The sequence below is a fragment of the Rhodovulum sp. DZ06 genome, assembly GCF_050586345.1.
In the GTDB taxonomy this organism is placed as follows: domain Bacteria; phylum Pseudomonadota; class Alphaproteobacteria; order Rhodobacterales; family Rhodobacteraceae; genus JBOCEF01.
In genome coordinates this window covers 1-24,314 of sequence record NZ_JBOCEF010000005.1, presented here as the reverse complement: position 1 = coordinate 24,314, position 24,314 = coordinate 1, and the positions used below count along the sequence as shown (strand labels likewise).

The 24,314-nt window shown below is 71.3% G+C and carries 24 protein-coding genes; 17 read left to right on the top strand and 7 right to left on the bottom strand.

Translation table 11 applies throughout. The features are described from left to right. Positions 1–350: 350 nt before the first annotated feature. Positions 351–485 carry an aa3-type cytochrome c oxidase subunit IV gene (locus ACQ5SO_RS03680; RefSeq protein WP_430940224.1) on the bottom strand — a complete coding sequence of 45 codons (135 nt, stop codon included), beginning with the start codon at positions 483–485 and terminating at the stop codon, positions 351–353. 319 nt (positions 486–804) lie between these two features. Then, positions 805–1,011 (bottom strand): 30S ribosomal protein S21, encoded by a 207-nt coding sequence (gene rpsU / locus ACQ5SO_RS03675; RefSeq protein ID WP_430940335.1) that lies wholly within the window; start codon positions 1,009–1,011, stop codon positions 805–807. Positions 1,012–1,132: 121 nt separating this feature from the next. Between rpsU and ACQ5SO_RS03670 the strand changes: the two genes are divergently transcribed. Next, a complete protein-coding gene (locus ACQ5SO_RS03670; protein ID WP_430940223.1) occupies positions 1,133–1,873 on the top strand; it encodes a COQ9 family protein in 741 nt (246 codons plus the stop codon). A gap of 87 nt (positions 1,874–1,960) precedes the next feature. Here the strand turns inward: ACQ5SO_RS03670 and ACQ5SO_RS03665 are convergent, their stop codons facing one another. After that, complete coding sequence (locus ACQ5SO_RS03665; RefSeq protein ID WP_430940222.1) at positions 1,961–2,869, bottom strand: LysR family transcriptional regulator; 909 nt, start codon at positions 2,867–2,869, stop codon at positions 1,961–1,963. A gap of 121 nt (positions 2,870–2,990) precedes the next feature. On the opposite strand from ACQ5SO_RS03665, the gene ACQ5SO_RS03660 reads away from it, so the two are divergent. Continuing rightward, entirely contained in the window at positions 2,991–3,284 is a 294-nt protein-coding gene (locus ACQ5SO_RS03660) for a hypothetical protein (RefSeq protein WP_430940221.1), read from the top strand. 117 nt (positions 3,285–3,401) lie between these two features. Here ACQ5SO_RS03660 and ACQ5SO_RS03655 read toward each other — a convergent pair whose 3' ends face one another. The 3 genes from ACQ5SO_RS03655 to ACQ5SO_RS03645 form a co-directional block, all read right to left on the bottom strand. Continuing rightward, positions 3,402–4,475: a 5-(carboxyamino)imidazole ribonucleotide synthase gene (locus ACQ5SO_RS03655; RefSeq protein ID WP_430940220.1), complete on the bottom strand. Its 1,074-nt coding sequence runs from the start codon at positions 4,473–4,475 to the stop codon at positions 3,402–3,404. Then, positions 4,468–4,965, bottom strand: coding sequence for a 5-(carboxyamino)imidazole ribonucleotide mutase (gene purE, locus ACQ5SO_RS03650; RefSeq protein ID WP_430940219.1), 498 nt, complete (start codon positions 4,963–4,965; stop codon positions 4,468–4,470). Before purE ends, ACQ5SO_RS03655 begins: the two co-directional genes overlap by 8 nt. Positions 4,966–5,274: 309 nt before the next feature. Further along, positions 5,275–5,484, bottom strand: coding sequence for a YdcH family protein (locus ACQ5SO_RS03645; protein ID WP_430940218.1), 210 nt, complete (start codon positions 5,482–5,484; stop codon positions 5,275–5,277). A gap of 465 nt (positions 5,485–5,949) precedes the next feature. Here ACQ5SO_RS03645 and ACQ5SO_RS03640 point away from each other — a divergent pair, with 465 nt between their 5' ends. From ACQ5SO_RS03640 to ACQ5SO_RS03605, 8 genes are all read left to right on the top strand, one after another. After that, positions 5,950–6,801, top strand: coding sequence for a S49 family peptidase (locus tag ACQ5SO_RS03640; protein ID WP_430940217.1), 852 nt, complete (start codon positions 5,950–5,952; stop codon positions 6,799–6,801). A 91-nt stretch (positions 6,802–6,892) separates the two neighbouring features. Then, positions 6,893–7,087, top strand: coding sequence for a hypothetical protein (locus tag ACQ5SO_RS03635; RefSeq protein WP_430940216.1), 195 nt, complete (start codon positions 6,893–6,895; stop codon positions 7,085–7,087). A 144-nt stretch (positions 7,088–7,231) separates the two neighbouring features. Continuing rightward, on the top strand, positions 7,232–8,191 hold the full coding sequence (locus tag ACQ5SO_RS03630; RefSeq protein WP_430940215.1) for a calcium/sodium antiporter: 960 nt from the start codon (positions 7,232–7,234) through the stop codon (positions 8,189–8,191). A gap of 37 nt (positions 8,192–8,228) precedes the next feature. Then, the gene (locus ACQ5SO_RS03625; RefSeq protein WP_430940214.1) at positions 8,229–9,032 is read left to right on the top strand and encodes an SDR family oxidoreductase; all 804 of its coding nucleotides are present in this window, start codon (positions 8,229–8,231) and stop codon (positions 9,030–9,032) included. 337 nt (positions 9,033–9,369) lie between these two features. Next, the gene (gene uvrC, locus ACQ5SO_RS03620) at positions 9,370–11,385 is read left to right on the top strand and encodes an excinuclease ABC subunit UvrC (protein WP_430940213.1); all 2,016 of its coding nucleotides are present in this window, start codon (positions 9,370–9,372) and stop codon (positions 11,383–11,385) included. Positions 11,386–11,566: 181 nt separating this feature from the next. Beyond that, complete coding sequence (locus ACQ5SO_RS03615) at positions 11,567–12,070, top strand: hypothetical protein (protein ID WP_430940212.1); 504 nt, start codon at positions 11,567–11,569, stop codon at positions 12,068–12,070. A gap of 257 nt (positions 12,071–12,327) precedes the next feature. Then, positions 12,328–12,486 carry a YqaE/Pmp3 family membrane protein gene (locus tag ACQ5SO_RS03610; protein ID WP_430940211.1) on the top strand — a complete coding sequence of 53 codons (159 nt, stop codon included), beginning with the start codon at positions 12,328–12,330 and terminating at the stop codon, positions 12,484–12,486. 27 nt (positions 12,487–12,513) lie between these two features. Then, complete coding sequence (locus tag ACQ5SO_RS03605) at positions 12,514–12,969, top strand: DUF4112 domain-containing protein (RefSeq protein ID WP_430940210.1); 456 nt, start codon at positions 12,514–12,516, stop codon at positions 12,967–12,969. 22 nt (positions 12,970–12,991) lie between these two features. Here ACQ5SO_RS03605 and ACQ5SO_RS03600 read toward each other — a convergent pair whose 3' ends face one another. Beyond that, positions 12,992–13,594: a hypothetical protein gene (locus tag ACQ5SO_RS03600; RefSeq protein ID WP_430940209.1), complete on the bottom strand. Its 603-nt coding sequence runs from the start codon at positions 13,592–13,594 to the stop codon at positions 12,992–12,994. Positions 13,595–13,838: 244 nt separating this feature from the next. On the opposite strand from ACQ5SO_RS03600, the gene ACQ5SO_RS03595 reads away from it, so the two are divergent. The 7 genes from ACQ5SO_RS03595 to phoB all read left to right on the top strand — a co-directional run bounded on the left by ACQ5SO_RS03595 (position 13,839) and on the right by phoB (position 24,236). Continuing rightward, positions 13,839–17,273, top strand: coding sequence for an indolepyruvate ferredoxin oxidoreductase family protein (locus ACQ5SO_RS03595; RefSeq protein WP_430940208.1), 3,435 nt, complete (start codon positions 13,839–13,841; stop codon positions 17,271–17,273). A gap of 262 nt (positions 17,274–17,535) precedes the next feature. Then, positions 17,536–18,525: a PstS family phosphate ABC transporter substrate-binding protein gene (locus ACQ5SO_RS03590; protein WP_430940207.1), complete on the top strand. Its 990-nt coding sequence runs from the start codon at positions 17,536–17,538 to the stop codon at positions 18,523–18,525. A 141-nt stretch (positions 18,526–18,666) separates the two neighbouring features. After that, positions 18,667–20,043 carry a phosphate ABC transporter permease subunit PstC gene (pstC, locus tag ACQ5SO_RS03585; protein ID WP_430940206.1) on the top strand — a complete coding sequence of 459 codons (1,377 nt, stop codon included), beginning with the start codon at positions 18,667–18,669 and terminating at the stop codon, positions 20,041–20,043. A 12-nt stretch (positions 20,044–20,055) separates the two neighbouring features. After that, positions 20,056–21,843, top strand: a complete 1,788-nt coding sequence (gene pstA, locus ACQ5SO_RS03580) for a phosphate ABC transporter permease PstA (RefSeq protein ID WP_430940205.1) — start codon at positions 20,056–20,058, stop codon at positions 21,841–21,843. A gap of 35 nt (positions 21,844–21,878) precedes the next feature. Beyond that, on the top strand, positions 21,879–22,676 hold the full coding sequence (gene pstB / locus ACQ5SO_RS03575; protein ID WP_430940204.1) for a phosphate ABC transporter ATP-binding protein PstB: 798 nt from the start codon (positions 21,879–21,881) through the stop codon (positions 22,674–22,676). Positions 22,677–22,699: 23 nt separating this feature from the next. Then, positions 22,700–23,425, top strand: coding sequence for a phosphate signaling complex protein PhoU (gene phoU, locus ACQ5SO_RS03570; protein ID WP_430940203.1), 726 nt, complete (start codon positions 22,700–22,702; stop codon positions 23,423–23,425). A 103-nt stretch (positions 23,426–23,528) separates the two neighbouring features. After that, on the top strand, positions 23,529–24,236 hold the full coding sequence (phoB, locus tag ACQ5SO_RS03565; RefSeq protein ID WP_430940202.1) for a phosphate regulon transcriptional regulator PhoB: 708 nt from the start codon (positions 23,529–23,531) through the stop codon (positions 24,234–24,236). The last annotated feature ends 78 nt before the right edge of the window (positions 24,237–24,314 follow it).

Genomic DNA, 24,314 nt, shown 5'->3' with positions numbered 1-24,314 from the left:
CGGCCAACGGCCAACGGCCAACGGCCAACGGCCAACGGCCAACGGCCAACGGCCAACGGCCAACGGCCAACGGCCAACGGCCAAGAAGCGCCGCACGACCCGCCCCGCGGATCAAGCCCCGTTCGATCGCCCCCCGCGCAGCTTGGCCGCCGGAGCGCCGCCCGGCGCAGCTCGACCGCCGGGGCGCGGCGGACCGTCGTCACGCCCCGGAACGCCTCCAAGCGCGGGCCGCGGCCGCCCCGCCGTCCACGCACGCCAAAGGGGCGCGCCCGCAGCCGGGCGCGCCCCTTGCATATCCAGGCTCTCGATCCTGTCCCGCGCCCGGCCTCGCCGGGGCGCTCAGACCCGGATCAGGCGTTGACGGCCGCCATGAACAGCAGCACGCCGATGCAGACCACCGCCAGGATGATGCCCGCCTTGATGAAGCCCGCGAAGGTCTTCTCCTGCTCGGTGATGTCCATCTTGCCGTGAATGTGCTCGCCCATGGCGCAACTCCCGCATTCATCCGCCGCAAGCGCGGCGCGTCTCCCGACCCTTTCGCATCGACCGCCCGGGACCTGCCCGCACGCCGCTGCGCATCTCAGCCAGTCTGTTACAGCCCCGGGCCATGCGCAAGCAAGGGGCGTTCGCGTCGCGCCGCCCGCGCGCGGGGCGTTCTTTCGTCCCACCCCGCGCCGCGCCCGGACGCCCTACGCCCTACGCCCGCCGCGCGCAAAAAGAAACGCCCCGGACCAATGGCCCAGGGCGTTCGGGTTCTTCAGCGAGGGTGTCAGGACATTGCCGCCCCGACGCTCCTTGCAAGGCTCAGAGGAGGCCTTCGCGCTGCGCCTTCTTGCGCGCGAGCTTGCGCGCGCGGCGAACGGCTTCGGCCTTCTCACGGGCGCGCTTCACCGACGGCTTTTCATAAGCCTGGCGGAGCTTCATCTCCCGGAAAACACCTTCACGCTGCAACTTCTTCTTGAGCGCGCGGAGCGCCTGATCGACGTTGTTGTCGCGGACCATTACCTGCACTGACGTCACCACCTTTCCGATTTCGGGTCCTTTGAGAGCGCGCTATATATCAATGGCGCGGGCGGGAGTCCATGCCCGCGACGCTCCCGGACGCCCGGGAAAACGCAAAAAGGAGCCCGTCATGACCGACGCCGACCGCACCCCCTCCGAAGCCGAGCGCATCGAGGCCTTCCGCGACCGGCTGCTCGACGCCATGCTGATGCACGTGCCCTTCGACGGCTGGTCGAAGGCGGCCATGGACATGGCGATGTCCGACCTCGCCGCCCGCGGCGAAGCGCCCGATCCGGGGCTGGCCAAGCTCGCCTTCCCGCGCGGCGGCATCGACGCCGCCCTCGCCTTCCACCGCCGCGGCGACCGGCAGATGGAGGCGGCCTACGCCGCCGCCGACACCGACGCCATGAAGATCCGCGACCGGGTGACCTTCGCCGTGCGCACCCGGCTCGAGATCGCCGAGAAACACCGCGAGGCGGTGCGCCGCGGCGCCACGCTGCTCGCCCTGCCGATCCACGCGGCCGAGGGCGCCAAGGCCGTCTGGGGCACCGCCGACGCCATCTGGAAGGCGCTGGGGGACACCAGCCAGGACCTCAACTGGTATTCCAAGCGCGCCACGCTGTCGGGGGTCTACTCGGCCGTCGCCCTCTACTGGCTGCAGGACGAATCGGAGGGACGGGCCGAGACCTGGGCCTTCCTCGACCGGCGCATCGACAACGTGATGCAGATCGAGAAGGGCAAGGCGGCGTTCCGCAAGTCGCCGCTCGGGAAGATCTTCGGCGGCCCGCTGGCCCGCGCCTCGGAAGCCGTGAAGGCGCCCGGCGCCGCCCGCCCCGGGCGCCGCTTCGGCTTCCCCGGCCCGCGGGGCTGACCGAAAGCGCATCCGCACGGATCGACGCGCACCGGCCTGCCGAACGGCGCCCGCCCGCGCCCGCCAGGGCGCGGGCGGGCGCCGGGCTCAGCCCCCGCGCGCCGCCTGCAGCGCCGCCTGCAGCGCCGGATCCGCCCGCGCCTCCTCCCGCAGCCAGTCGGCCAGCGCCCGCGCCGGGGGCCGCAGCGGCCCGGGCCGCCGCACCAGGTGATAGCCCGAGCCGGTCCGCGACCCCTCGTGCAGCACCTTCAGCCGCCCCTGGGCGATGTCGTCCATCACGAAGATCTCGGCCACCGAGGCCAGCCCCTGCCCGTCCCGCAGCGCCGCCATCAGCATCGGGCCGGGGAGCGAGGTGACATGGGCGGGCCTTGCGTCGATCCGCTCCTCGCGCATCCACATGCCGACCTCGTCCGTGTCCAGCTCCTGCAACCACGGCAGGGCGGCGAGCGCGTCCAGCCCCTTGCCCTCGGCCTTCGCCGCCAGTTCCGGCGCGGCGCAGATCAGGAAGCGGGTGGGGGCCAGCACCTCCGACTCCACCCCCGCCCAGCCGCCGCGGCCATAGCGGATGGCGAGGTCGTGGGAGCGGTCCGTCATGTCCACCATCGCCCCGGTCGGGTTGATGCGCAGCTCGATCTCGGGATGCGTCTCGCGGAACCGCGCGAGGCGGGGCATCAGCCAGGACATGGCGAAATTCGGCGTCATCGTCAGGTTCACCGGCGCCGCCGCGTCCGCCTCGGCGAAGGCGGCGATGGAATCGCGCAGGATGTCGAAGCCCTCGGACAGCCCCTGCGCCAGCGCCGCGCCGTCGGGCGTCAGCGCCAGCCCCCGCCCCGCCCGGCGCATCAGCGGCCGGTTGAGCCATTCTTCAAGCTTCCGGACCTGCTGCGAAATCGCGGCGTGGGAGACGTTGAGCTCCCGCCCCGCCTCGGAGAAGGAGCGCAGGCGGGCGGCGGCCTCGAAGGCGCGCAGCTGGGCGAGGGGCGGCAGGCGGGTCATCACGGCTCCGGGAGCGATATGAAAGCCAGGCTAACATATGGCAATTCTTCCTGAGTCGCATCCCGGCGCGTCGATGGGCATATCTGGGTCATCGGAACGGACGCAGAGAAGGAGCGCGACGATGTTAGGCCTGTTTGCAGATTTCATGATGACCGCCGCCCATGCCCGCCCCCGCGGGATCGCCCCGGCCGAAGGCGCGCCGCGCCCCTCGGACGTCTGGACCGACCCGGCGGCGGGGCGCCGTTCGGCCCGCGCGGCCATCGGCGCGGCGCTGCGCCCGGCGGGGGATGCGCCCGCCGCGGCCGCCCCGGCGAAGGCCCCGCGCCGGTCGGGCCTCGCCGCGCTGACCGCCCGCCTGCGCGCGCCCCGCGCCGCCGCCGCGCCCTGCATGGGGGCCGCCGAGCCTTGCGCCTGAGGACGCGCCTGGCTTCGGGCCCGCACCCACGCGGGCGCATCCCCAAGACGCAAAACGGCGCCCCCCGCCGGGGGCGCCGTTTCAATGTCCGCGTCCGTGTCCGGGGCCTGAACCCGCTCAGCTTTTCGGCTTGATCCGGTTCACGTGGCCCATCTTGCGGCCCGGCCGGGCCTCGGCCTTGCCATAGAGGTGCAGGCGCGCCCCCGGCTCCGCCGCGATCTCGGCCCAGCGATGGGCGTCGTCGCCGATCAGGTTCTCCATCACCGCATCCGCGTGGCGCGCGCCGTCGCCCAGCTTCCAGCCGCAGATCGCGCGGACATGCTGTTCGAACTGGTCCACCGCGCAGCCGTCCTGGGTCCAGTGGCCGGTGTTGTGGACGCGCGGGGCGATCTCGTTGACCACGAGGCCGGTGGGGGCGACGAACAGCTCGACGCCGATCACGCCCACGTAGTCCAGCGCGTTGAGGATCCGCCCCGCGGCCAGCACCGCGTCGGTGCGCAGCCCGCCGGGGATGGCGGCGGGGACGGTGGTGGTCGAGAGGATGCCGTCCGTGTGCACATTCTCGCCCGGATCGTAGCAGACCACTTCGCCGGTCAGCCCGCGGGCGGCGATGACGCTGATCTCGGTCTTGAACGGCACGAAACCTTCGAGGACCGCGGGCGCCTCCTTGATCTCGGCCCAGGCCGCGGCGGCCTCGGACGGGTCCTTGATCCGCACCTGGCCCTTGCCGTCATAGCCGAAGCGGCGGGTCTTGAGGATCGAGGGGGTCCCGAGCTTCGCGATCGCCGCCTCGAGGTCTTCGAGCGAGTTCACCTCGGCCCAGGGCGCGACCTTCAGGCCCGCGCCCTCGAGGAAGCGCTTCTCCTCGGCCCGGTCCTGGGCCGCGCGCAGGGCGGCAGCGCCGGGGCGCAGGGGCTTGCGCGCGGCGATGATCTCGGCGGCAGCGACGGGGACGTTCTCGAATTCGTAGGTCACCACGTCGACGCTGTCGGCGAAGGCGGCCAGCGCCGCCTCGTCGTCCCAACCGCCCTGAACGGCGTCGCAGACCTGGCCCGCGGGCGGCTCGGCCGAAGGCTCGTAGACGCGGGTCCTGATGCCGAGGCGCGCGGCGGCGAGGGCGGTCATGCGCCCCAGCTGGCCGCCGCCGAGGATGCCGATGGTGGAACCGGGGCCGAGGATCTCGTCACTCATCGGTCGGCTCTTCGGCGATGGAGGCGGTCTGGGCGGCGCGGAAGGCGTCGAGCCGTTCGGCCAGCGCGGGATCCGTCGCAGCGATCTGCGCGGCGGCGAAGAGGGCGGCGTTGGCCGCGCCCGCCTCGCCGATGGCGAAGGTGCCGACGGGGATGCCCTTGGGCATCTGGACGATGGAATAGAGGCTGTCGAGCCCCGACATGGCGCGCGATTTCACCGGCACGCCGAGGACGGGGATCCGGGTTTTCGACGCGATCATGCCCGGCAGGTGCGCGGCCCCGCCGGCCCCGGCGATGATGGCGCGCAGGCCGCGCTCCGCCGCCGCCTCGGCATAGGCGAACATGCGGTCCGGGGTGCGGTGGGCCGAGACGATCTTCGCCTCGTAGGGCACCTGGAGCTGGTCGAGGATCTCGGCGGCGAGCTTCATGGTCGGCCAGTCGGACTGGCTGCCCATCACGATGCCGACGAGCGGGGCGGTGGTCTCGGTCATGGCGGACGCCTCGTTGTCGCCTCTCTGCGGCCCGGGGGCCGGAAGGGGGTCGAAAGGGGAGGGCGGAAGGGCGCCGGGACGCCCCGTCGGAAAGGCGCGGATCATAGCGGCGGCGTGCGGCGGCGCAAGCGGGCGCCGCGGCGCAGGGGCGCGCGCCGGAAGACGGGGCGGGGCCGGAAGACGGGGCGGGGGCCCGACGGCCAGGGCCGGGGGGACCGGCCCGGCACGGGGAGGCCGCGCGTCGGGCCGCGCGCCCGCGCGGCGCGACGCGCGGCGGCGCGTGCGGCCAAGGACGCAGGGCGGCGGCCGTCAGGCGATGATGTCGGGGGTCAGCCGGTCTTCCAGCCGCGCGATCTCGTCCTTCAGGGCCAGCTTGCGCTTCTTCAGCCGCCGCAGGGCGAGCTGGTCGGCCATCGGATCCCGCGCCATCGCCTCGATGGCGATGTCGAGATCGCGATGCTCCGCGGTCAGGCGCTCAAGCTTGACGGCGAGCGCCTCCTCCGGGCTCATGATCATCATGGATCGAGCGGTCCTGTCACATTAAGCGTCGCGCGCATCCCGCGGTTTCAACCGCGGCCGGGCCCGCGACCGGGACGATGGTCCGCGAACGCTCGCATCGCGTTGGCGGAGACTGCATTTTACCGCAACCGCGGCCTCAGGCAAGCCGCGCGGCATGCCCGGACGCCGCATCCGCGGGGCCGGGCCTATGGGGCGGATGCCCGGGCCGGGCGCGGGACGCCCTGGCCGCCCCCCCCCTCTGCCGCCGCCCCCCCCGCGCCACGGGCGCCCGGCCCGCAGCGCCGCGCGGGCGCCCCGGCGGCCGGCGGCGCGCGGCCGGACGCGCGGCCCCGCCTGCGCCGCCGCCCTCCCCCCGCCCAGGGAATGGGCGCGCCGGCCACAGGCGCCGCGCAACCCGCCCGCCCGAAGCCGCCCCCGGGCCGCGCGCCCTTGTCCGGCGGCCCCGCGCAGCCTAGGTCCGATGACATGAACGCCCTGACCCGCATCTGTCCCGGCCCGCTCAAGCGCGCGCTGTCCCGCAAGCCGACCGTCGCCGTGCTGCGCCTGCACGGGCCGATCGGCATGGGCGGCCGCTTCTCGCGCGGGATTTCCGACGCCGCCCTCGCTGACGTGATCGAGCGCGCCTTCGCCTCGAAGCCGAAGGCCGTCGCGCTCTCGCTCAACTCGCCCGGCGGCTCGCCGGTGCAATCCTCGCTCGTGGCCGGACGCATCCGGCGGCTGGCCGAGGAAAAGGACATCCCCGTCTACGCCTACGTGGAAGACGTCGCCGCCTCGGGGGGCTACTGGCTCGCCTGCGCGGCGGACGAGATCATGGCCGATCCCGCCTCCATCCTCGGCTCCATCGGGGTGATCCACGCAAGCTTCGGCTTCCAGGACCTGATCGCCCGCCACGGGGTGGAGCGCCGGGTCCACGCCACCGGCGCCAACAAGGCTTTCATGGACCCGTTCTCGCCCGAGGACCCGGAGCACGCGAAACGCCTCGAGGCCATGCTGCACGAGCTGCAGGAGGTGTTCACGGATCACGTGAAGGCAAGGCGCGGCGAAAGGCTGGTCACCGACGCCGAGGAGCTGTTCGACGGCCGCGTCTGGACCGCCGCGAAGGCGCGGGAGCTGGGCCTGATCGACGGCATCGCCGCGATGAAGCCCGACCTGCAGGCCCGCTTCGGCAAGAAGGTGCGCCTGCGCCTCTTCGCCCCGAAGCAGGGCCTCTTCTCCCGCTTCGGGGGCGGCGGCGCCGAGGCGCTGTCCGAAGCCGCCGCCGCCGGCGCGCTCGCCGCGGCCGAGGAGCGGGCGCTCTGGGCCCGGTGGGGGCTCTGAGCCATTCTCGCGCGGCCGGGGACAGCCCCGCGCCGCGCCGCATGATCCGGCGCGCCCCCGCGGCCCGCGCCGATGGGGGAGACGCCGCATCATGATCGCCAAGCTGGCCATCCTGTTCCTCGTCGTCATGGCCGCGCTCGGCCTTGTGTTCGGGCGCAGGGGCAGGAAGAAGACCGGGGGCGGCAAGGCCCGCAAGGGCGTGGCCGAGGCGGCCCGCTGCCCCGATTGCGGGGCGTGGATCGTGGCGGGCGCACGGTGCCCCTGCGGCGGGAAAGACAGGGGCTGACCCCGGGCGGCGCGCATCGCCGCGACGTCATCCGCGCCCTGCCGTTCACAAACCGTAATCCCGCCTTATATAAGACCTCCGGCGCCCCGCCCCGGCGTCCAAGGGGGGCAAGCGACCGCGGTTTCGGCCGCGAGAAGGAGCTGCATGGATTTTCTGCTCGTGGTCTCGGGACTGGCGCTGTTGCTCGGCGCAGGCGACGCGCTGGTGCGCGGCGCGGTGTCCCTGTCCCTGCGCATCGGCGTGCCGGCCCTGATCGTCTCGCTCACCGTGGTCGCCTTCGGCACATCGGCGCCCGAGCTGCTGATCGCCGTGCAGGCCGCGCTCGAGGACGCGCCGGGCATCGCGATGGGCAACGTCGTCGGCTCCAACGTCGCCAACGTGCTGCTGGTGCTGGGCGTGCCGGCGCTGATCTCCACCATCGACAACCGCGACTGCGAAACGATGCGGTCGTTCGCGCAGATGATCTTCGGGTCCATCGTCTTCATCGCGCTGTGCTTCCTCGGGCCGCTGACCTGGTGGCACGGGCTGATCCTGCTGGGGATGCTGGGCATGATCCTGTGGGACAGCGTCGCCGCCGCCCGCCGCCACCGCCGCGACGCGCGCAACTGCGAACCGGCGCCGGACCTGGCGGACGAGCTGGAGGACGCCGACCCGGACATGGCCTGGTGGAAGATCCTCGGGCTGCTCGCCGCCGGCCTGGCGGGCCTGCCGCTGGGCGCGCACCTGCTGATCGACGGGGCGCGCAGCCTCGCGCTCGACTGGGGCGTGTCGGAAGCCGCCATCGGCCTGACGCTGGTCGCCGTGGGCACCTCGCTGCCCGAACTGGCCACCACCGTCACCGCGGCGATCCGCAAGCAGGCGGACGTGGCGCTGGGCAACGTGATCGGCTCCAACATCTTCAACCTCGTGGGCATCATGGGCGCGGCGGTGGTGATCGCCCCGATCCAGGTCGGCCAGCGGTTCCTGCAGCTCGACCTCTGGGTCATGCTCGCCTCCTCGCTGCTGCTCCTGCCCTTCGTGATGCGCTGGCTGACGATGGGCCGGGCGGTGGGCGCGGGGCTGCTCGCGCTCTATGTCCTCTACGCGGCCAGCGCCTTCGCCTGAGGCCGCCCGAAGACAGACAGCCCAGGGAGACCCCGCCATGCCCATCGCCCCCGGCGCAGCCCTCGTGACCGGCGGCGCGCGGCGCCTCGGCCGCGCGATGGCCGAAGCCCTCGTCGCCGACGGCTGGTCCGTCGCCATCCACGCCAACGCCTCGACCGGGGACGCCGACGCGCTGGCGGCCGAGCTGACGGCGCGCGGCGGAACCGTCGCCGTGGTGCGGGCCGACCTGATGAACGAGATGGAGGTGGAGGCGCTGGTCCCCGCCGCCGCCGCGGCCCTCGGCGCCCCCCTCTCGCTGCTGGTCAACAACGCCTCGATCTTCGAGCCCGACGCCATCGGCGGGCTGACACGGCGCAGCTGGGACCGGGCGATCGAGACCAACCTGCGCGCCCCCGTGACCCTGACCCAGGCCTTCGCCGCGCAGGCCCCGCAGGCCGTCCCGGACGAGACCCCGGGCATGGAGGGCCTGCCCCTGCCGCGCGCCTGCGTCGTCAACATGATCGACCAGCGGGTCTGGAAGCCGGTCCCCGACTTCCTCAGCTACGGGATCGCCAAGGCGGGTCTCTGGAGCTTCACCCAGATGGCCGCCCAGGCGCTTGCGCCGCATGTGCGGGTCTGCGGCATCGGCCCCGGCCCGACCATGCGCGGCATCCGCCAGTCCGAGGAGCATTTCGCCGCGCAGCGCGCCTCGACCCTGCTCGAGCGCGGCGCGGGCCCGGCCGACATCATCGGCGGCTTGCGCTATATCCTGGCCGCCGACGGCTTCACCGGGCAGATGCTGGCGCTCGACGGCGGGCAGCACCTGGCGTGGAAAACCCCCGACGCGACGCTGCCGGAGTGACTCGCCGATGAAGGCGGCTGCAACTTCGGATTGCAGTGCGTCAAGGGGGGAACCCGGTTAAGGCGCTATGGTTTTCCACTTGACGCCCCATCCGACGCGAAATCGTTATGATTCTGTCACCAGGGGTCGCAAACAGTTTAGTCGGGCAAGCAAAGTTGCGTAATTTCAATCACTTACGTGTTTTGCATAAGATTTGTGCAAAACAGAAAAAGCCTTGTGGCGACAGGGAGAAGGCAAGTTTGCCTCTGGTTCCCCACAGAGTTATCCACAGAATGCGTGGACAGTTGCACGGCCGCGGCGCGATGAAAAATTACCCTTTTTACGGAGGGCGGGGAGCATGACGGACAGCAAGCCTGAAGCGGGCGACAACGGCGCTGAAAATGGCGCCGCGGCGCAGCAGCCCCCCTTCGGCGCTGCAGCGAAATCCGTGTCCGGCGCGGACGTTTCGGACGCAGCGTCATCAGGCCCCTCGTTCGAGGAAGAGGGGCGAGAGGCCCCCGCCGCCGGCCCGCGCGGAGCCGCCGCCATCCGCCACGCGCTGAAGACCATGCCCGACGCGCCGGGCGTGTACCGGATGCTCGATGAGAAGGGCGCGGTCCTTTACGTCGGCAAGGCGCGCAGCCTGAAGAAGCGGGTGAGCAGCTACGCCCGCCCCACCGGCCACTCGGCGCGGATCGGGCGGATGATCTCGGCCACCGCGTCGATGATGGTGCTGACCACCACGACCGAGACCGAGGCGCTGCTGCTCGAGCAGAACCTGATCAAGCAGCTCAAGCCGCGCTACAACGTGCTGCTGCGCGACGACAAGAGCTTCCCGCACATCCTGCTCGGGGGCGATCACCCGTTTCCGCAGGTGCTCAAACATCGGGGGGCGCGGCGGCGCAAGGGGCGCTATTTCGGGCCCTTCGCATCTGCAGGCGCGGTGAACAGGACGCTCAACCAATTGCAGCGCGCCTTCCTGCTGCGCACCTGCACCGACAGCGTGTTCGAGAACCGCGCCCGGCCCTGCCTGCTGTACCAGATCAAGCGCTGCTCGGCGCCCTGCGTGGGCCGGATCTCCGAGGACGGCTATGCCGCGCTGGTGGCGGATGCCGAGGCGTTCCTGTCGGGCAAGTCGACGAAGATCCAGACCGAGCTTGCCGCCGAGATGCAGAAGGCCAGCGACGCGATGGAGTTCGAGCGCGCCGCGGCGCTGCGCGACCGGATCCGGGCGCTCACCCAGGTGCAGTCGGTGCAGGGCGTGAACCCGGAAGGGGTCGAGGAAGCCGACGTCGTCGCCCTCCACTGCGACGGCGGGCAGGCCTGCGTGCAGGTGTTCTTCTTCCGCTCCCACCAGAACTGGGGCAACCGCGCCTATTACCCGCGCACCGGCGCGGGCGCCGAGCCGGAGGAGATCCTCGAGGCGTTCCTCGTCCAGTTCTATGACGGCAAGCCGCCGCCGGGGCTGGTGCTGCTGAGCCACGAGCCGTCGAACCCCGACCTGCTGACCGAGGCGCTGACCGCCCGCCGCGGCCGCAAGGTGGAGATCGCGGTTCCCCGGCGCGGCGAGAAGGCCGCGCTGATGGAGCACGCCCTGCGCAACGCGCGCGAGGCGCTGGGGCGGCGGCTGGCCGAAAGCTCCGCCCAGGGCAAGCTGCTGGAAGGGGTGCAGGAGGCGTTCGGGCTGGAAAGCCGCCCCGACCGGGTCGAGGTCTATGACAACTCGCACATCCAGGGCGCCCATGCCGTCGGCGCGATGATCTGCGCCGGGCCGGAGGGGTTCGAGAAGTCCCGCTACCGCAAGTTCAACATCCGCAACGAAGACGTCATGGGCGATGATTTCGGCATGATGCGCGAGGTCCTGACCCGCCGCTTCGCGCGCCTTGTGAAAGAGGACCCGGACCGCGAGCGCGGCGACTGGCCGGACCTGGTGCTGATCGACGGCGGCAAGGGACAGCTTTCCGCGGCGCAGGAGGCGCTGCGCGAGATCGGGGTCGAGGACGTCGCCCTGGTCGGCGTCGCCAAGGGCGAGGAGCGCGATGCGGGCAAGGAGGTGTTCTACATCCCCGGCCGTCCCGGCGCGCTGGCCCTGCCCCACCGCTCTCCCACCCTCTATTTCATCCAGCGCCTGCGGGACGAGGCGCACCGCTTCGCCATCGGCACCCACCGCGCCAAGCGGGCCAAGGCGATGGTCTCCAGCCCGCTGGACGAGATCCCGGGCGTCGGCGCGGGCCGCAAGAAGGCGCTGCTGGCGCATTTCGGCTCGGCCAAGGCGGTGAGCCGCGCGGGGCTGTCGGACCTGAAGGCGGTGAAGGGGATCAGCGCGGCGCTGGCCGAGACGATCTATGGCCACTTCAACCCGGATGCGGGGTGACGCCCCGCGCCCGGCCGCATTCTTCCAAATCCGGCGGCGACGGCGATGGTAGCCTTGAAGATCAATCGATTTTCAGGAGATCTTTCGTGAAACGCCTCGCCCTCGCCGCCGCGTTCGTCTTCGGCGCCGCGCCCGCGCCTTCGCCTCGACCATCGACAACACCACGTTCTCGGCCCTGCCGGTGACCTTCAGCGCGTCCAACGGCGCCGACACCTCGGGCGGCACGTTCCGCGCCGACGACGTCCTGCTCGAGAGCTTCACGCTCTGGGTCTACGGCGCCGCGTTCCGCGCCATCGTGGCGACCAGCGACGGGACGGATATCGGCACGGTGCTGTGGGAAAGCGGCGACGTGACGGGGACGGCCTCGGTCGCGGAATACGGCTTCACCCCGGGGATCGCCCTGACGCCGGGCCAATATTACTTCATCGGCCTCGACAGCGGCTGGCGCACCGGCGTGGCCGGATCGGGCGCCTATGGCGTGTACATGACCGACGGCGGCATCGATGGCATGCATGTCCATGAGTACAACGCCGGCATCCTCAGCGGGTCCGACGCCGCCTATGACATCGCGACCACCATCGTGATGACCGACGGGCTGTCGGACGTGCCCCTGCCCGCCGCGGCGCCGCTGCTGCTGCTCGGCCTCGGCGGCCTCGCCGCCCTGGGCCGCGCCCGCGGCGCCTGACGCCCTCCCCCGCGCCGCCCCCGGGGCGCGGCGGGGGGACGGCGGGGACGGCGCCGCATCCCCGGCCCGTCCGGGGCCATTCGGCGCCCATTCGGCGCCCCCGCTGGACCGCCGCCTGCCGCGAACTAGTTAATGTTTCAAGCCGCAAGCGATCCCGCGGGACCGGCTTTCCCGCTCAAATCGATATGTCCATGCCCGCGCGGGGCCCGCCCCGCGGCGTCCCATTCGTGCGGCCATGGCGCAAAGGAGAGAGAGCAATGGACCTTATCCGCATCATCTTTTCCGTGATCATTCCCCCCATCGGCGTGTTCCTGCAGGTCGGCTTCGCTGGCGCCTTCTGGCTGAACATCCTGCTGACGATCCTGGGCTATATCCCCGGCCTCATCCATGCGATCTGGATCATCGCGCGCCGCTGAGGGCCGCGCATGACGCCGGAGCGAGACATGCACCGCAACGCCCCCGCCGCCGAGGCCCCCGCCAGGTCCCCCGCCGCAGAGCATCCCAAGGCGGCGCCCGCCGCCGGGAACCCAAAAGCGGCGCCCGCCGACCGCGACGCCGCCGCCCGCGCCGAGACCATCGCGCGGGTGGAGGCGGGGGCGCGGATGCTCGACGCCAGGTTCGGCATTCCCTTCACCCCGTTCCGCATCGGCTGGGACGGGCTGCTGGGCTTGATCCCCGGCATCGGCGACGCGGTGATGCTGCTGCCCGCCACCTGGATGCTGGGCGAGGCCGCCCGCGCCGGGGCGCGCCGCTCGACCATGATCAGGATGGGCCTGAACTGGGGGATCGACTTCGCCATCGGCGCGATCCCGCTGCTGGGCGACCTGTTCGACATCGCCTGGAAGGCCAACCTGCGCAACGCCGCCCTGCTGCGCGCCGACCTCGAAAGCCGGGGCTGAGGCCGCCCGGCCCGGCCCGCCCTCAGCCCCGCCGCCGCACCGCGCCGAGCGCCGCCAGCCCGGCCGCCAGCAGCGCCGCGGCGGGGGGGAGGGGAATGTCGGCCGAAATCGGCGGATCGATCGGCGCCCCGGTGGACCGGCGCATGTTGTCCAGCATCGCCGCCGCCTCCGAGCGCCAGGGCAGAAGGATTACGCGCTTCACCCCCTCGTCCGAGGTGACGCCGCCGAAGCCGGACCCGCCCGGGCCGCCGAAATCGTCCGAGCGCCCGATCTCTGCGAAGGAATCGTAGAGCACGATGGTCAGCGCCCCGAGATAATCGAAGCCGATGGCGTGGATCAGCCGGTCGAACACGACCTCGATCGCCGCGCCGGCCGCGCCGATCACCCCCTCGCCGTCCGAGAAAGCGGCGTCGTCCGCGAATTCGGCGCCGCTGAAGACCATCCCCTGCCCGGCATGGGTTCCGCCCACCGGCGTGCCCGCCGGCTGGCCGGTGAAGTCGAAGGTCTCGACCGTCCCCGCGGCGGCGAGAAAAGACGCCTCGTCCGAATGGCTGATCACCGCGGCCCCGGCCGGGGCGGCGGCGAGAAGGACGGCGGCGGCGGCGGAGGCGGAGGCGGCATGCATGGCGGGTCTCCCTGGCGGCAGCCCGGGCGCGGGCCGCCCGCCGATCATAGCAGCCCGTCCCGCCGCGCGGGATAGGGGGCCGCCGCGACGCAGAATTCCGCTGCGCGAAACGCTTAACATGCGCACGACCCCTTGCGCGACTCCGGCCCGCGCCCCTAGGCTGAATTCAATTGACCCAGACAACGGTCCCCCGGCGCGCGGGGAGTGCGCGACCGGAGCGGACCGATCCCAGGGAGGACCGGCCATGGCGCCGCTCGACGCGAACGTATCGCTTACCGACAAGTACAAGGTCAGCAAGGGCCAGGCCCTGATGACCGGCATGCAGGCGCTGGTGCGCCTCGCCCTCGAACAGGCCGACTGGGACAAGGAGCGCGGCTGGAATACCGGCGGCTACATCTCGGGCTATCGCGGATCCCCCGTCGGGGGCTTCGACCAGGAGCTGTTCCGCGCCAAGGCCGAGCTCGACGCCCGCAACGTGGTGTTCCAGCCGGGGCTGAACGAGGACCTCGCCGCCACCGCCATCTCCGGCAGCCAGATGCTCGGCCCGGATGACGACCCGACGGTCGAGGGCGTGTTCTCGATCTGGTACGGCAAGGGGCCGGGCGTGGACCGCTCGATGGACGCGATCAAGCACGCGTCGCTGGTCGGCGCCGCAGAGAAGGGCGGCGTGCTGTTCCTGATGGGCGACGACCCGGTCTGCAAGTCGTCCACCACCGCGCACCAGTCGGAACCGATGCTGATCGGCGCCAATGTGCCGGTGCTATTCCCCGCCTCGGTGCATGAACTCATCCCCCTCGGCCTGCATGGCATCGCCATGTCGCGCCATTCGGGCGCGCCGGTGGGCATCAAGGTGGTGGCGGACGCGGCCGAAAGCTCGGCCACCGTGTCGCTGGACGCGCTGCGCCCCGACATCCAGGACCCGGGGCCCAAGCCCGACTGCGCCATCCCGATCAACGCCGGGCCGGGCTTCATGCCGTTCCTGGCGCAGGAGCAGCGGCTGCATGACCGCCTGCGCGGGGTGCTGGATTATGCCCGCGCCAACAAGCTCAACCGCGAGACGCTGGCCCCGACCGCGCCCGGCAAGCTTGGCATCATCGCCGCGGGCAAGGCCCATGGCGACGTGATGTCGGGGCTCGAACGCCTCGGGATGACGCCGCAGCAGGCGGCCAATTCGGGCATCGGCGTATACAAGATGTCCCTCGTCTGGCCCATCGAGCCGGAGGGGCTGCTGGAGTTCTGCGCCAAGTTCGACCGCGTGCTGGTGGTCGAGGAGAAGGCCCCGATCATCGAGGACGCGCTGGCGCGCCTGCTGGTGAACCTGCCGAACCGGCCGCTGCTGGCCGGCAAGACCGACCCGACCGGCGCCGCGCTGCTGGCCAAGACCGGGGAGTTCACCCCCGACGCCGTCGCCGCCGCCATCGCCTGCGAGGCCTCGGCCGCCGGGGCCGCGGACCTCTCGGCCCCGCCGCCGCCGCAGCTCCTGGGCAACGCCCCCGCCCTGCCGCGCACGCCCTGGTACTGCTCGGGCTGTCCGCATAACCGGTCGACCAAGGTGCCCGAGGGCTCCAAGGCCGGGGGCGGCATCGGCTGTCACGGCATGTCGGTGATGTTCGACCAGGAGACGACCGAGTACTTCACCCAGATGGGCGCCGAGGGCATGCACTGGGTCGGGCGCTATCCCTTCTCCGGCCGCAGGCACATGTTCCAGAACATCGGCGACGGCACCTACACGCATTCGGGGATGCTGGCGATCCGCCACGCGGTCTTCTCCAAGGCCAACATCACCTACAAGATCCTCTACAACGACGCGGTGGCGATGACCGGGGGCCAGCCGCTCGAGGATCAGCCGCTGCCCGCCGACATGGCCCGCCAGGTGCTGTCGCTGGGCGTGAAGAAGGTCGTGGTGGTCTCGGACGACCCGGAAGGCACCAAGGCCACCGGCGACTGGCCGTCCGGCCCCGTCAGCTTCCATGACCGGGCCGAGCACATGCTGGTCCAGACCCAGCTGCGCGAGGAGGAGGGGACGACCGTCCTCCTTTACGTCCAGACCTGCGCCGCCGAGAAGCGCCGCCGCCGCAAGCGGGGCAAGTTCCCCGACCCGGCCAAGCGCGTCTTCATCAACCCCGAGGTCTGCGAGGGCTGCGGCGATTGCGGGCTGAAGTCCAACTGCGTGTCCGTGAAACCGCTCGACACCCCGTTCGGGACCAAGCGGCGGATCGACCAGACCTCCTGCAACAAGGACTATTCCTGCGTCGAGGGCTTCTGCCCGTCCTTCGTCATCATCGAGGGCGAGGAGGCCGACCCCCTGCTCGGCAAGCAGAAGGGCGTGCTGAACCAGGCCCCTGACGGCCTGCCCGCCGCGCCGAAGGCGGATGCCGAGGGCTGGGGCGCGATCATCACCGGCATCGGCGGCACCGGCGTCATCACCGTCGGCCAGGTGCTGGCCATGGCGGCGCGGCTCGACGGGCTGCACGCGCTGGGGCTGGATAACACGGGGCTGAGCCAGAAGAACGGCGCGGTGTCCTCGCATCTTCAGATCGGGCCGAAGCCGCTGACCGGCGCCCCCGCGCGCATCCCGCGGGCCGGGGCGACGGCGCTGATCGCCTGCGACATGCTCACCGCCGCCGCCGACGACATGCTGGGCCTCGTGAATCCCAAGGGCTCGAAGGCCGTGGCCAACGGGCGGGTCGAGGCGCTGCCGCTCTTCACCCGCAACCCCGCTGCGCGCGCCGACACCGACGCGCTCGGCGGGCGGCTCTCGGCGCAGCTGGGGTCCGAGAACGTGCTGCTGACCGACGTCACCGGGCTGGCCACCGCGCTGGTGGGCGACGGGATGGGCGCGAACATGATGCTGGTCGGCGCCGCCTGCCAGTTCGGCGCCCTGCCCCTGTCGCCCGAGGCGATCGAGAAGGCCATCACCCTCAACGGCGCGGCGGTGGAGATGAACCTCGCCGCCTTCCGCTGGGGCCGCTGGATCGTCGCCGACCCGGCGATGGTCGAGGAAGCCGCCGCCATCCCGGCGGTGGAGCGCAAGGCCGAGACTTACGCCGAGGCCGTCGCGCGCTGGGAAGACCGGCTCACCGCCTGGGGCTCGTCCCGCTGGGCGAAGAAGTTCCGCCAGACCCTGTCGCTGGTGGAAGAGGCCGAGGAGGCGTATGCGCCGGGCAAGCGCGAGCTGTCGCGCATCGCCGCCGACAGCCTCGGGAAGGTGATGTCCTACAAGGACGAATACGAGGTCGCGCGGCTTCACACCGACCCGGCGTTCAAGGAGGCGCTGGCCAAGCGTTTCGCGCCGGATGCGAAGATCTCCTACTCCCTCGCCCCGCCGATCATGGCCAAGACCGATCCGCTGACCGGCCACCCGCGCAAGACCCAGTTCGGCCCGTGGATGGAGAAGGCCTTCGGCACGCTCACCAAGATGAAGTCCCTGCGCGGCACCCCGCTCGACCCGTTCGGGCGGACCGAGGAGCGCAAGGCGGAGCGCGCCGCCATCGGCGACATGGAGGAGGCCTGCCGCCTGGTGGCGAAGGTCCTGTCGGCCGAGACCGAGGCCGAGTGCCGCGAGCTGCTGGCCCTGCCGCAGGAGGTGAAGGGGTACGGCCACGTGAAGGAGCGGGCGATGCAGGCGGTCGCGCCGCGCCGGGATAGACTCGTTTCGAATCTGTCCGCACGGGCGTAACCCGCCCGAAACCTGCGCGCCCCTGTCGCATTTTTGGGCAGGGGCGCGTCGCGGGAATCGTCACATAGCCGTCGCAGATGCATGGGGCCCGGAAATTCTTGTGAATTTCCGGGCCCTTGCACTGTCACAAAAGCTTCGCCCGTTTGTGAAAGAAGTGTCGCCGCCGAAGCATAGGCAGTGGCCAGACGCGACGGGCTCCTCCGCAGGGGGTTCGGATCGCGCTTCGCCTTACCGCGACACGCACACTGAACGGAGCACTCCCGTGAAAACCACCCGCATCTTCGCGCTCGCCGCCGCCGCCGCCCTCGCCGCCGGCGCCGCCTCCGCCCGCGACCAGATCCGCATCGTCGGCTCCTCGACCGTCTTCCCGTTCTCGACCGCCGTGGCCGAGCAGTTCGGCAAGACCACCGACTTCGCGACCCCGGTGGTCGAGTCCACCGGTTCGGGCGGCGGCATGAAGCTGTTCTGCGCCGGCGTGGGCGAAGAGCACCCGGACATCACCAACGCCTCGCGCCGCATGAAGGCGAAAGAGCACCAGCTGTGCATGGACAACGGCGTGACCGAGTTCACCGAGGCGGTCGTCGGCTTCGACGGCATCGTGGTGGCCAACGCCAAGAACGCCCCGGCCTTCGCCGTGTCGCGTGAGCAGCTGTGGAAGGCCCTGGCCGCCGAGGGCCCCAAGCCGACCATGTGGAACGAGATCGACCCCTCGCTGCCCGCCATCAAGATCGAGGTCCTGGGCCCGCCGCCGTCGTCCGGCACCCGCGACGCCTTCGAAGAGCTGGTGATGCAGAAGGGCTGCAAGCTCGCCGGCGGCGAGGACTGCAAGAAGGCCGGCGCCCACATCCGTGAGGACGGCCCCTATGTCGAGGCCGGCGAGAACGACAACCTGATCGTCTCCAAGCTCGAAGCCAACCCGAACGCCCTGGGCGTGTTCGGCTTCTCGTTCCTCGACCAGAACGCCGACAAGCTGAAGGGCGCGACCGTCGACGGCGTCGAGCCGACCTTCGAGAACATCGCCGCCGGCGACTACCCGGTCTCCCGCTCGCTGTTCTTCTACATCAAGAAGGCCCACGTGGGCGTCGTGCCGGGCATCATGGAATTCGTGTCCGAGTTCGTGTCCGACGCCGCCGCGGGCGAAGAGGGCTACCTGGTCGACAAGGGCCTGATCCCGCTCCCCGAGGACAAGTTCGCCGCCAACGCCAAGTCGGTGATGGCGCTCGAGCAGCTCTCGGCCGACGCGCTGAAATGATCCGGCCCGGGCCCCGCCCGGACGCCTGAAACACCGGCCCGCGCCCCCCAGACCGGGGGCGCGGGCCTCGCCATCGAAGGGGCGCCTCCCCCGCCCCGCCGCCGCATCGAAACGCCGCCGCACACCGTCCCGGAGACCGCAATGCTCCTGCTCGTCGTGATCGCCGTGCTCGCCGCCGCCGCCGCCGCCTACGTCCTGGGACGGGCGAAGGCGGTGCGCGTCGCGGGCCCGGATCAATCCCTCCTCCATTCCCGGCCCAGCTATCACGGCCTCTACAGCATGCTGTGGGTCGCCCTCGCCGGGTTCGGCGTGATGATGCTGACCTCGCTGGCCGGGTCCAAGATCGTGGACGCCGTCCTCTACGGCACGATCTACGACGCGCTGCCGGACGCGCTGCGCATCGAGGCGCAGGTGATCCTGCGCGACGCCAAGGCCATCGCCACCGGCGGCATCGCGTCGGACAGCGACGCGCTGCGCACCGCGCTGGCCGAGAGCTACGGCTGGATGAACGGGCTGCGCCTGGCGCTGGTGGTCGGCCTGACCGCCGCCGCCGCGGGGCTGGCCTACTGGAAGACCAACGGGCTGATCGACCGCGACTTCCGCGCCCGCAACCGGTCCGAGAAGTTCATCCTCGCCATCCTCTGGGGCTCGGCCACCATCGCCATCCTGACCACGATCGGCATCGTGCTGTCGCTGGTGGGCGAGACGCTGAGCTTCTTCAACGCCATCGGCTGGCAGGTCGACGACTACCTGTTCGGCACCACCTGGTCGCCGCTTTCGGGCGTGCATGACGGCGCCTTCGACGCCGGCAAGGTGGGCTTCCTGCCGCTCTTCGTCGGCACGCTGCTGATCACCCTGATCGCGATGCTGGTGGCGGTGCCCATCGGCCTCTTCGCCGCGATCTACCTGTCGGACTTCGCCTCGGCCCGCACCCGCGCCTGGGCGAAACCGATGCTCGAGATCCTCGCCGGCATCCCGACGGTGGTCTACGGCTTCTTCGCCGCCATCACCGTCGCCCCCTTCATCCGCGGCGCGGGCGAGAGCATCGGCCTCTCGGTCGCCTCGGAATCGGCGCTCGCCGCCGGGCTGGTGATGGGGATCATGATCATCCCCTTCATCTCGTCCCTGTCGGACGACGTCATCAACGCCGTGCCGCAGACCCTGCGCGACGGCTCCTACGGCCTCGGCGCCACCCGGGCCGAGACCATGCGCCAGGTGGTTCTTCCCGCCGCCCTGCCGGGCATCGTGTCGGCCGTGCTGCTGGGCGTGTCCCGCGCGGTGGGCGAGACGATGATCGTGGTCATGGCCGCGGGCCAGGGCGCGAACCTGACGGTCAACCCGCTGGAAGCGGTGACCACGGTGACGGTGCAGATCGTCATGCTGATCACCGGCGACACCGAGGCCTCGGTGGCCGCGGGCCCGGCCTTCACCCTCGGCTTCACGCTGTTCTGCGTGACGCTCGGCCTGAACGTGATCGCGCTGCGCATCGTGCGCAAGTACCGCGAAATGTACGACTGAGGAGCGCGGACCATGGTGGACATGACCGATCTTTCCGCGGTGCACGGCTCGGAGGCCTCGGCCGCCCGGCTGCGCAAACGCCGCGCGGCGGAATTCCGGCTCAAGGCCTACGGCATCGGCGCCATCGCGCTGGCCGGGCTGGCCCTCTTCGCCCTGCTCGGCTCGGTCGTCGGCAAGGCGACCCTGGCGATGACCGAAACCTCGATCTCCATCCCCGTCGCGCTGCCGGCGGAGGAGATCGCGGACAACCCCGCCCGCGCCAACTATGACGGCCTCGTCAAGGACGCGCTGAAGGAGCGGTTCCCGTCACTGTCGGGCCGCCGCGACCGGCGCGAGCTCTACGGCGTCGTCTCGGGCGGCGCGCAGTTCGAGCTGCGCGAGGCGGTGCTGGCCGACCCGTCGCTGGTCGGCACGGCCGAGACCCGCAGCCTGCTGGCCTCGGACGACGCCGATCTTTACGTGAAGGGCGAGTTCGGCGACCTGCTGACGCTGAAAAGCGAGGGCGTGCTGACCCCGACCGGGACCGAGGGCGCGGTCGAGCTGCACTCGACCGCCAACGACTTCTCGCGCCAGCTCGGCGCGGTGAAGGCGCTGCTGCTCGACCAGGCGAAGGTGCTGCGCGAGCAGGCCGCGCGGCAGGAGAACGGCCGCGCCGTGCGCGCCGCCGAGGCCGCCGCCGCGACGGATGACGCCGCGCGCGAGGCGCTGCTGGCCGAGGCCCAGGGCTACGCCACCCAGCGCGATGCGCTGATCGCCCAGGCCGACGCGCTCGAGACCCGCTCGGCCCGCCCGGGCGGCGAGGAGCCGCTCGACAGCTCCACCCCCTCGGTGCTGATCGAGATCAACGGCGGCTGGGTGAAGGCCGAGCGCATCGCCAACAACCACATCGTCGGCACGGCGATCATCCCGCTGACCAGCGCCGATCCCGCCCCGGCGGCGGACTGGACGCTGCACGTGATGGAGCTGCCCGAGAGCGGCCGCAAGGTGTCCGACAAGCAGATCGTGGTGATCGAGGAGCTGCGCGGCGACGGCCAGCTGTCGACCGGCTTCAACTGGCGCTTCTTCACCGCCGGCGACAGCCGCGAGGCGGAGCTGGCGGGCGTCTGGGGCGCCGCGGTCGGGTCCTTCTGGACCATGATCGTGACCTTCAGCCTCGCCTTCCCGATCGGCGTGATGTCGGCGATCTACCTCGAGGAATTCGCCCCGCGCACGCGGCTGACGGACTTCATCGAGGTCAACATCAACAACCTCGCCGCCGTCCCCTCCATCGTGTTCGGCCTGCTGGGCCTTGCGATCTTCGTGGCCGGGATCGAGGTGTTCGGGGTCGAGATCGGCGGCTTCGTGCCCCGCTCGGCGCCGCTCGCGGGCGGCATCGTGCTGGCGCTGATGACCCTGCCGACGATCATCATCGCCGCCCGCGCCGCGATCCGGGCCGTGCCGCCCTCGATCCGCGACGCGGCGCTGGGGGTCGGGGCGTCGAAGCTGCAGACCAGCTTCCACCACGTGCTGCCGCTGTCGATGCCGGGCATCCTGACCGGCACCATCATCGGCATGGCCCAGGCCCTGGGCGAGACCGCGCCGCTGATCATGATCGGCATGGTGGCCTTCATCGTCGACATCCCCGGCGGGGTCACCGACAGCGCCACCGCGCTCCCGGTCACGGTCTACCTGTGGTCCGACATCCCCGAACGCGCGTTCGAGGCCCGCACCGCGGCCGCGATCTGCGTGCTGCTGTTCTTCCTCGTCGCCATGAACGCCCTCGCGGTGTTCCTGCGCAAACGCTTCGAACGCCGCTGGTGATCGAGCCCCACGCACGCGATAAAGGACCTTCCCAAATGACCAACATGCGACTGAACGAGGCTGGCGTGGACAAGCGCGAAACCAAGATCAAGGCCAAGGACGTCAACGTCTATTACGGCGCGTCCCAGGCCATCAAATCCGTCTCCGTCGACATCCTCGACAACACCGTGACCGCCTTCATCGGCCCGTCCGGCTGCGGCAAGTCGACCTTCCTGCGCTGCATCAACCGGATGAACGACACCATCGACATCTGCCGGGTCGAGGGGGACATCCTGCTCGACGGCGCGGACATCTACGACAAGAAGGTCGACCCGGTGACCCTGCGCGCGCGGGTAGGCATGGTGTTCCAGAAGCCGAACCCCTTCCCCAAGTCGATCTATGACAACATCGCCTACGGCCCGCGCATCCACGGGCTGGTGTCGACCAAGGCCGACCTCGACCAGGTGGTGGAGAAGTCGCTGCGCCGCGCCGCGCTCTGGGACGAGGTGAAGGACCGCCTCGACGCCCCGGGGACCGGCCTGTCGGGCGGCCAGCAGCAGCGCCTGTGCATCGCCCGCGCCATCGCCACCGCCCCCGAGGTGCTGCTGATGGACGAGCCGTGCTCGGCCCTCGATCCCATCGCGACCGCCCAGGTCGAGGAGCTGATCGACGAGCTGCGCCGCGACTTCTCGGTCGTCATCGTCACCCACTCCATGCAGCAGGCCGCGCGCGTGTCCCAGAAGACCGCGTTCTTCCACCTCGGCGTGCTGGTGGAATACGGCGACACCACGCAGATCTTCACCAACCCCGAGGATCAGCGCACCCAGGACTACATCACGGGCCGCTTCGGCTGAGCCTGCTACCGGGAACGGATGTCATGAACACCAAGGAAACCGGCCCCCACATCCTGTCGGCCTTCGACGAGGACCTGACCGCGGTCATGGCCCAGCTGGCCGAGATGGGCGGCATCGCCGAGAACATGTTCGCCCAGGCCATCGAGGGCGTGGAGCGGCGCGACGTGGCCCTGTGCCGCGAGGTGGTCGCCCGCGACCGCCGGCTGGACGAGCTCGAGCTCGAGACCGACGAGATGGTCACCCGCACCATGGCCCTGCGCGCGCCCGTCGCCCAGGACCTGCGGCTGCTGATCTGCGCGCTGAAGATGTCCTCGACCCTCGAGCGGGTGGGCGATCTGTCGAAATCCATCGCCCGCCGCGGGATCGAGCTGTCGGACGTGGCCCCGATGCGCCTGACCTCCTCGGTCGCGCGCATGGGCCGCGCCGCCCAGCGCCAGGTGTCGGAAAGCCTCGACGCCTTCATCTCGCGCGATGTCGACGCCGCCACCGCCGTCTGGCGCCGCGACGTGGAGATCGACGAGCTTTACAACGCGCTGTTCCGCGAGCTGATCACCTACATGATGGAAGATCCGCGCACGATCACCGCGGGCTCCCACTACCTGTTCATCGCCAAGAACATCGAGCGGGCCGGCGACCACGCGACCCACGTGGCCGAGCTGACCCATTACCTGGTGACCGGCGAGCCGCTGGGCATCGACCGTCCCCGCGGCGCCCCCGCGCGGGCGCCGAAGACCGAGGGCGACGCCTGACGCCGTCCCCTCGCGCCGCGCGCGGCCCCCGGCCCCGGCCGGGTCCCGCACCCCGCCCCGGGGGCCCGCGCCACGCCATCCGTCCGCAAGAGAGAGAACAGACATGTCCGCCCGCATCCTGGTGATCGAGGACGAGGAAGCGCTGTGCGCGCTGCTCGAATACAACCTGTCCAAGGAAGGCTACGCCGTCTCGCTGCAAAGCGACGGCGACGAGGCGCTGATCTCGGTCGAGGAGGAGAAGCCCGACCTGATCCTGCTGGACTGGATGCTGCCCAACGTCTCGGGGATCGAGATCTGCCGCCAGGTCCGCGCCCGCTCCGAGCTGCGCGAGATCCCGATCATCATGCTCACCGCCCGCGGGGAAGAGGACGACCGGATCCGGGGCCTCGAGACCGGGGCGGACGACTACCTGACCAAGCCCTTCTCGATGTCCGAGCTGACGGCGCGCATCCGCGCGGTGCTGCGCCGGGCGCGCCCGACCCTGGCCGGGGACGTGGCGACCTTCGGGGACCTGTCGCTGGACCGCCAGGCCCACCGCGTGCGCCGCGGAGAGCGGGACCTGCATCTCGGCCCGACCGAGTTCAAGCTGCTCGACGTGCTGATGCAGCGCCCGGGGCGGGTCTTCTCGCGCGAGCAGCTGCTGGACCTGGTGTGGGGCCGCGACGTCTACGTGGAGATCCGCACGGTGGACGTGCATGTCGGCCGCCTGCGCAAGGCGCTGAACCGGCGCGGCGACAAGGACCCCATCCGCACCGTGCGCTCGGCGGGCTATGCGCTGGATGAGACATATCCCCAGGCCGTGGGCGCGTGATCGTGGGGGGGGGGGGGGGGGGGGGGGGGGGGGGGGGGGGGGGGGGGGGGGGGGGGGGGGGGGGGGGGGGGGGGGGGG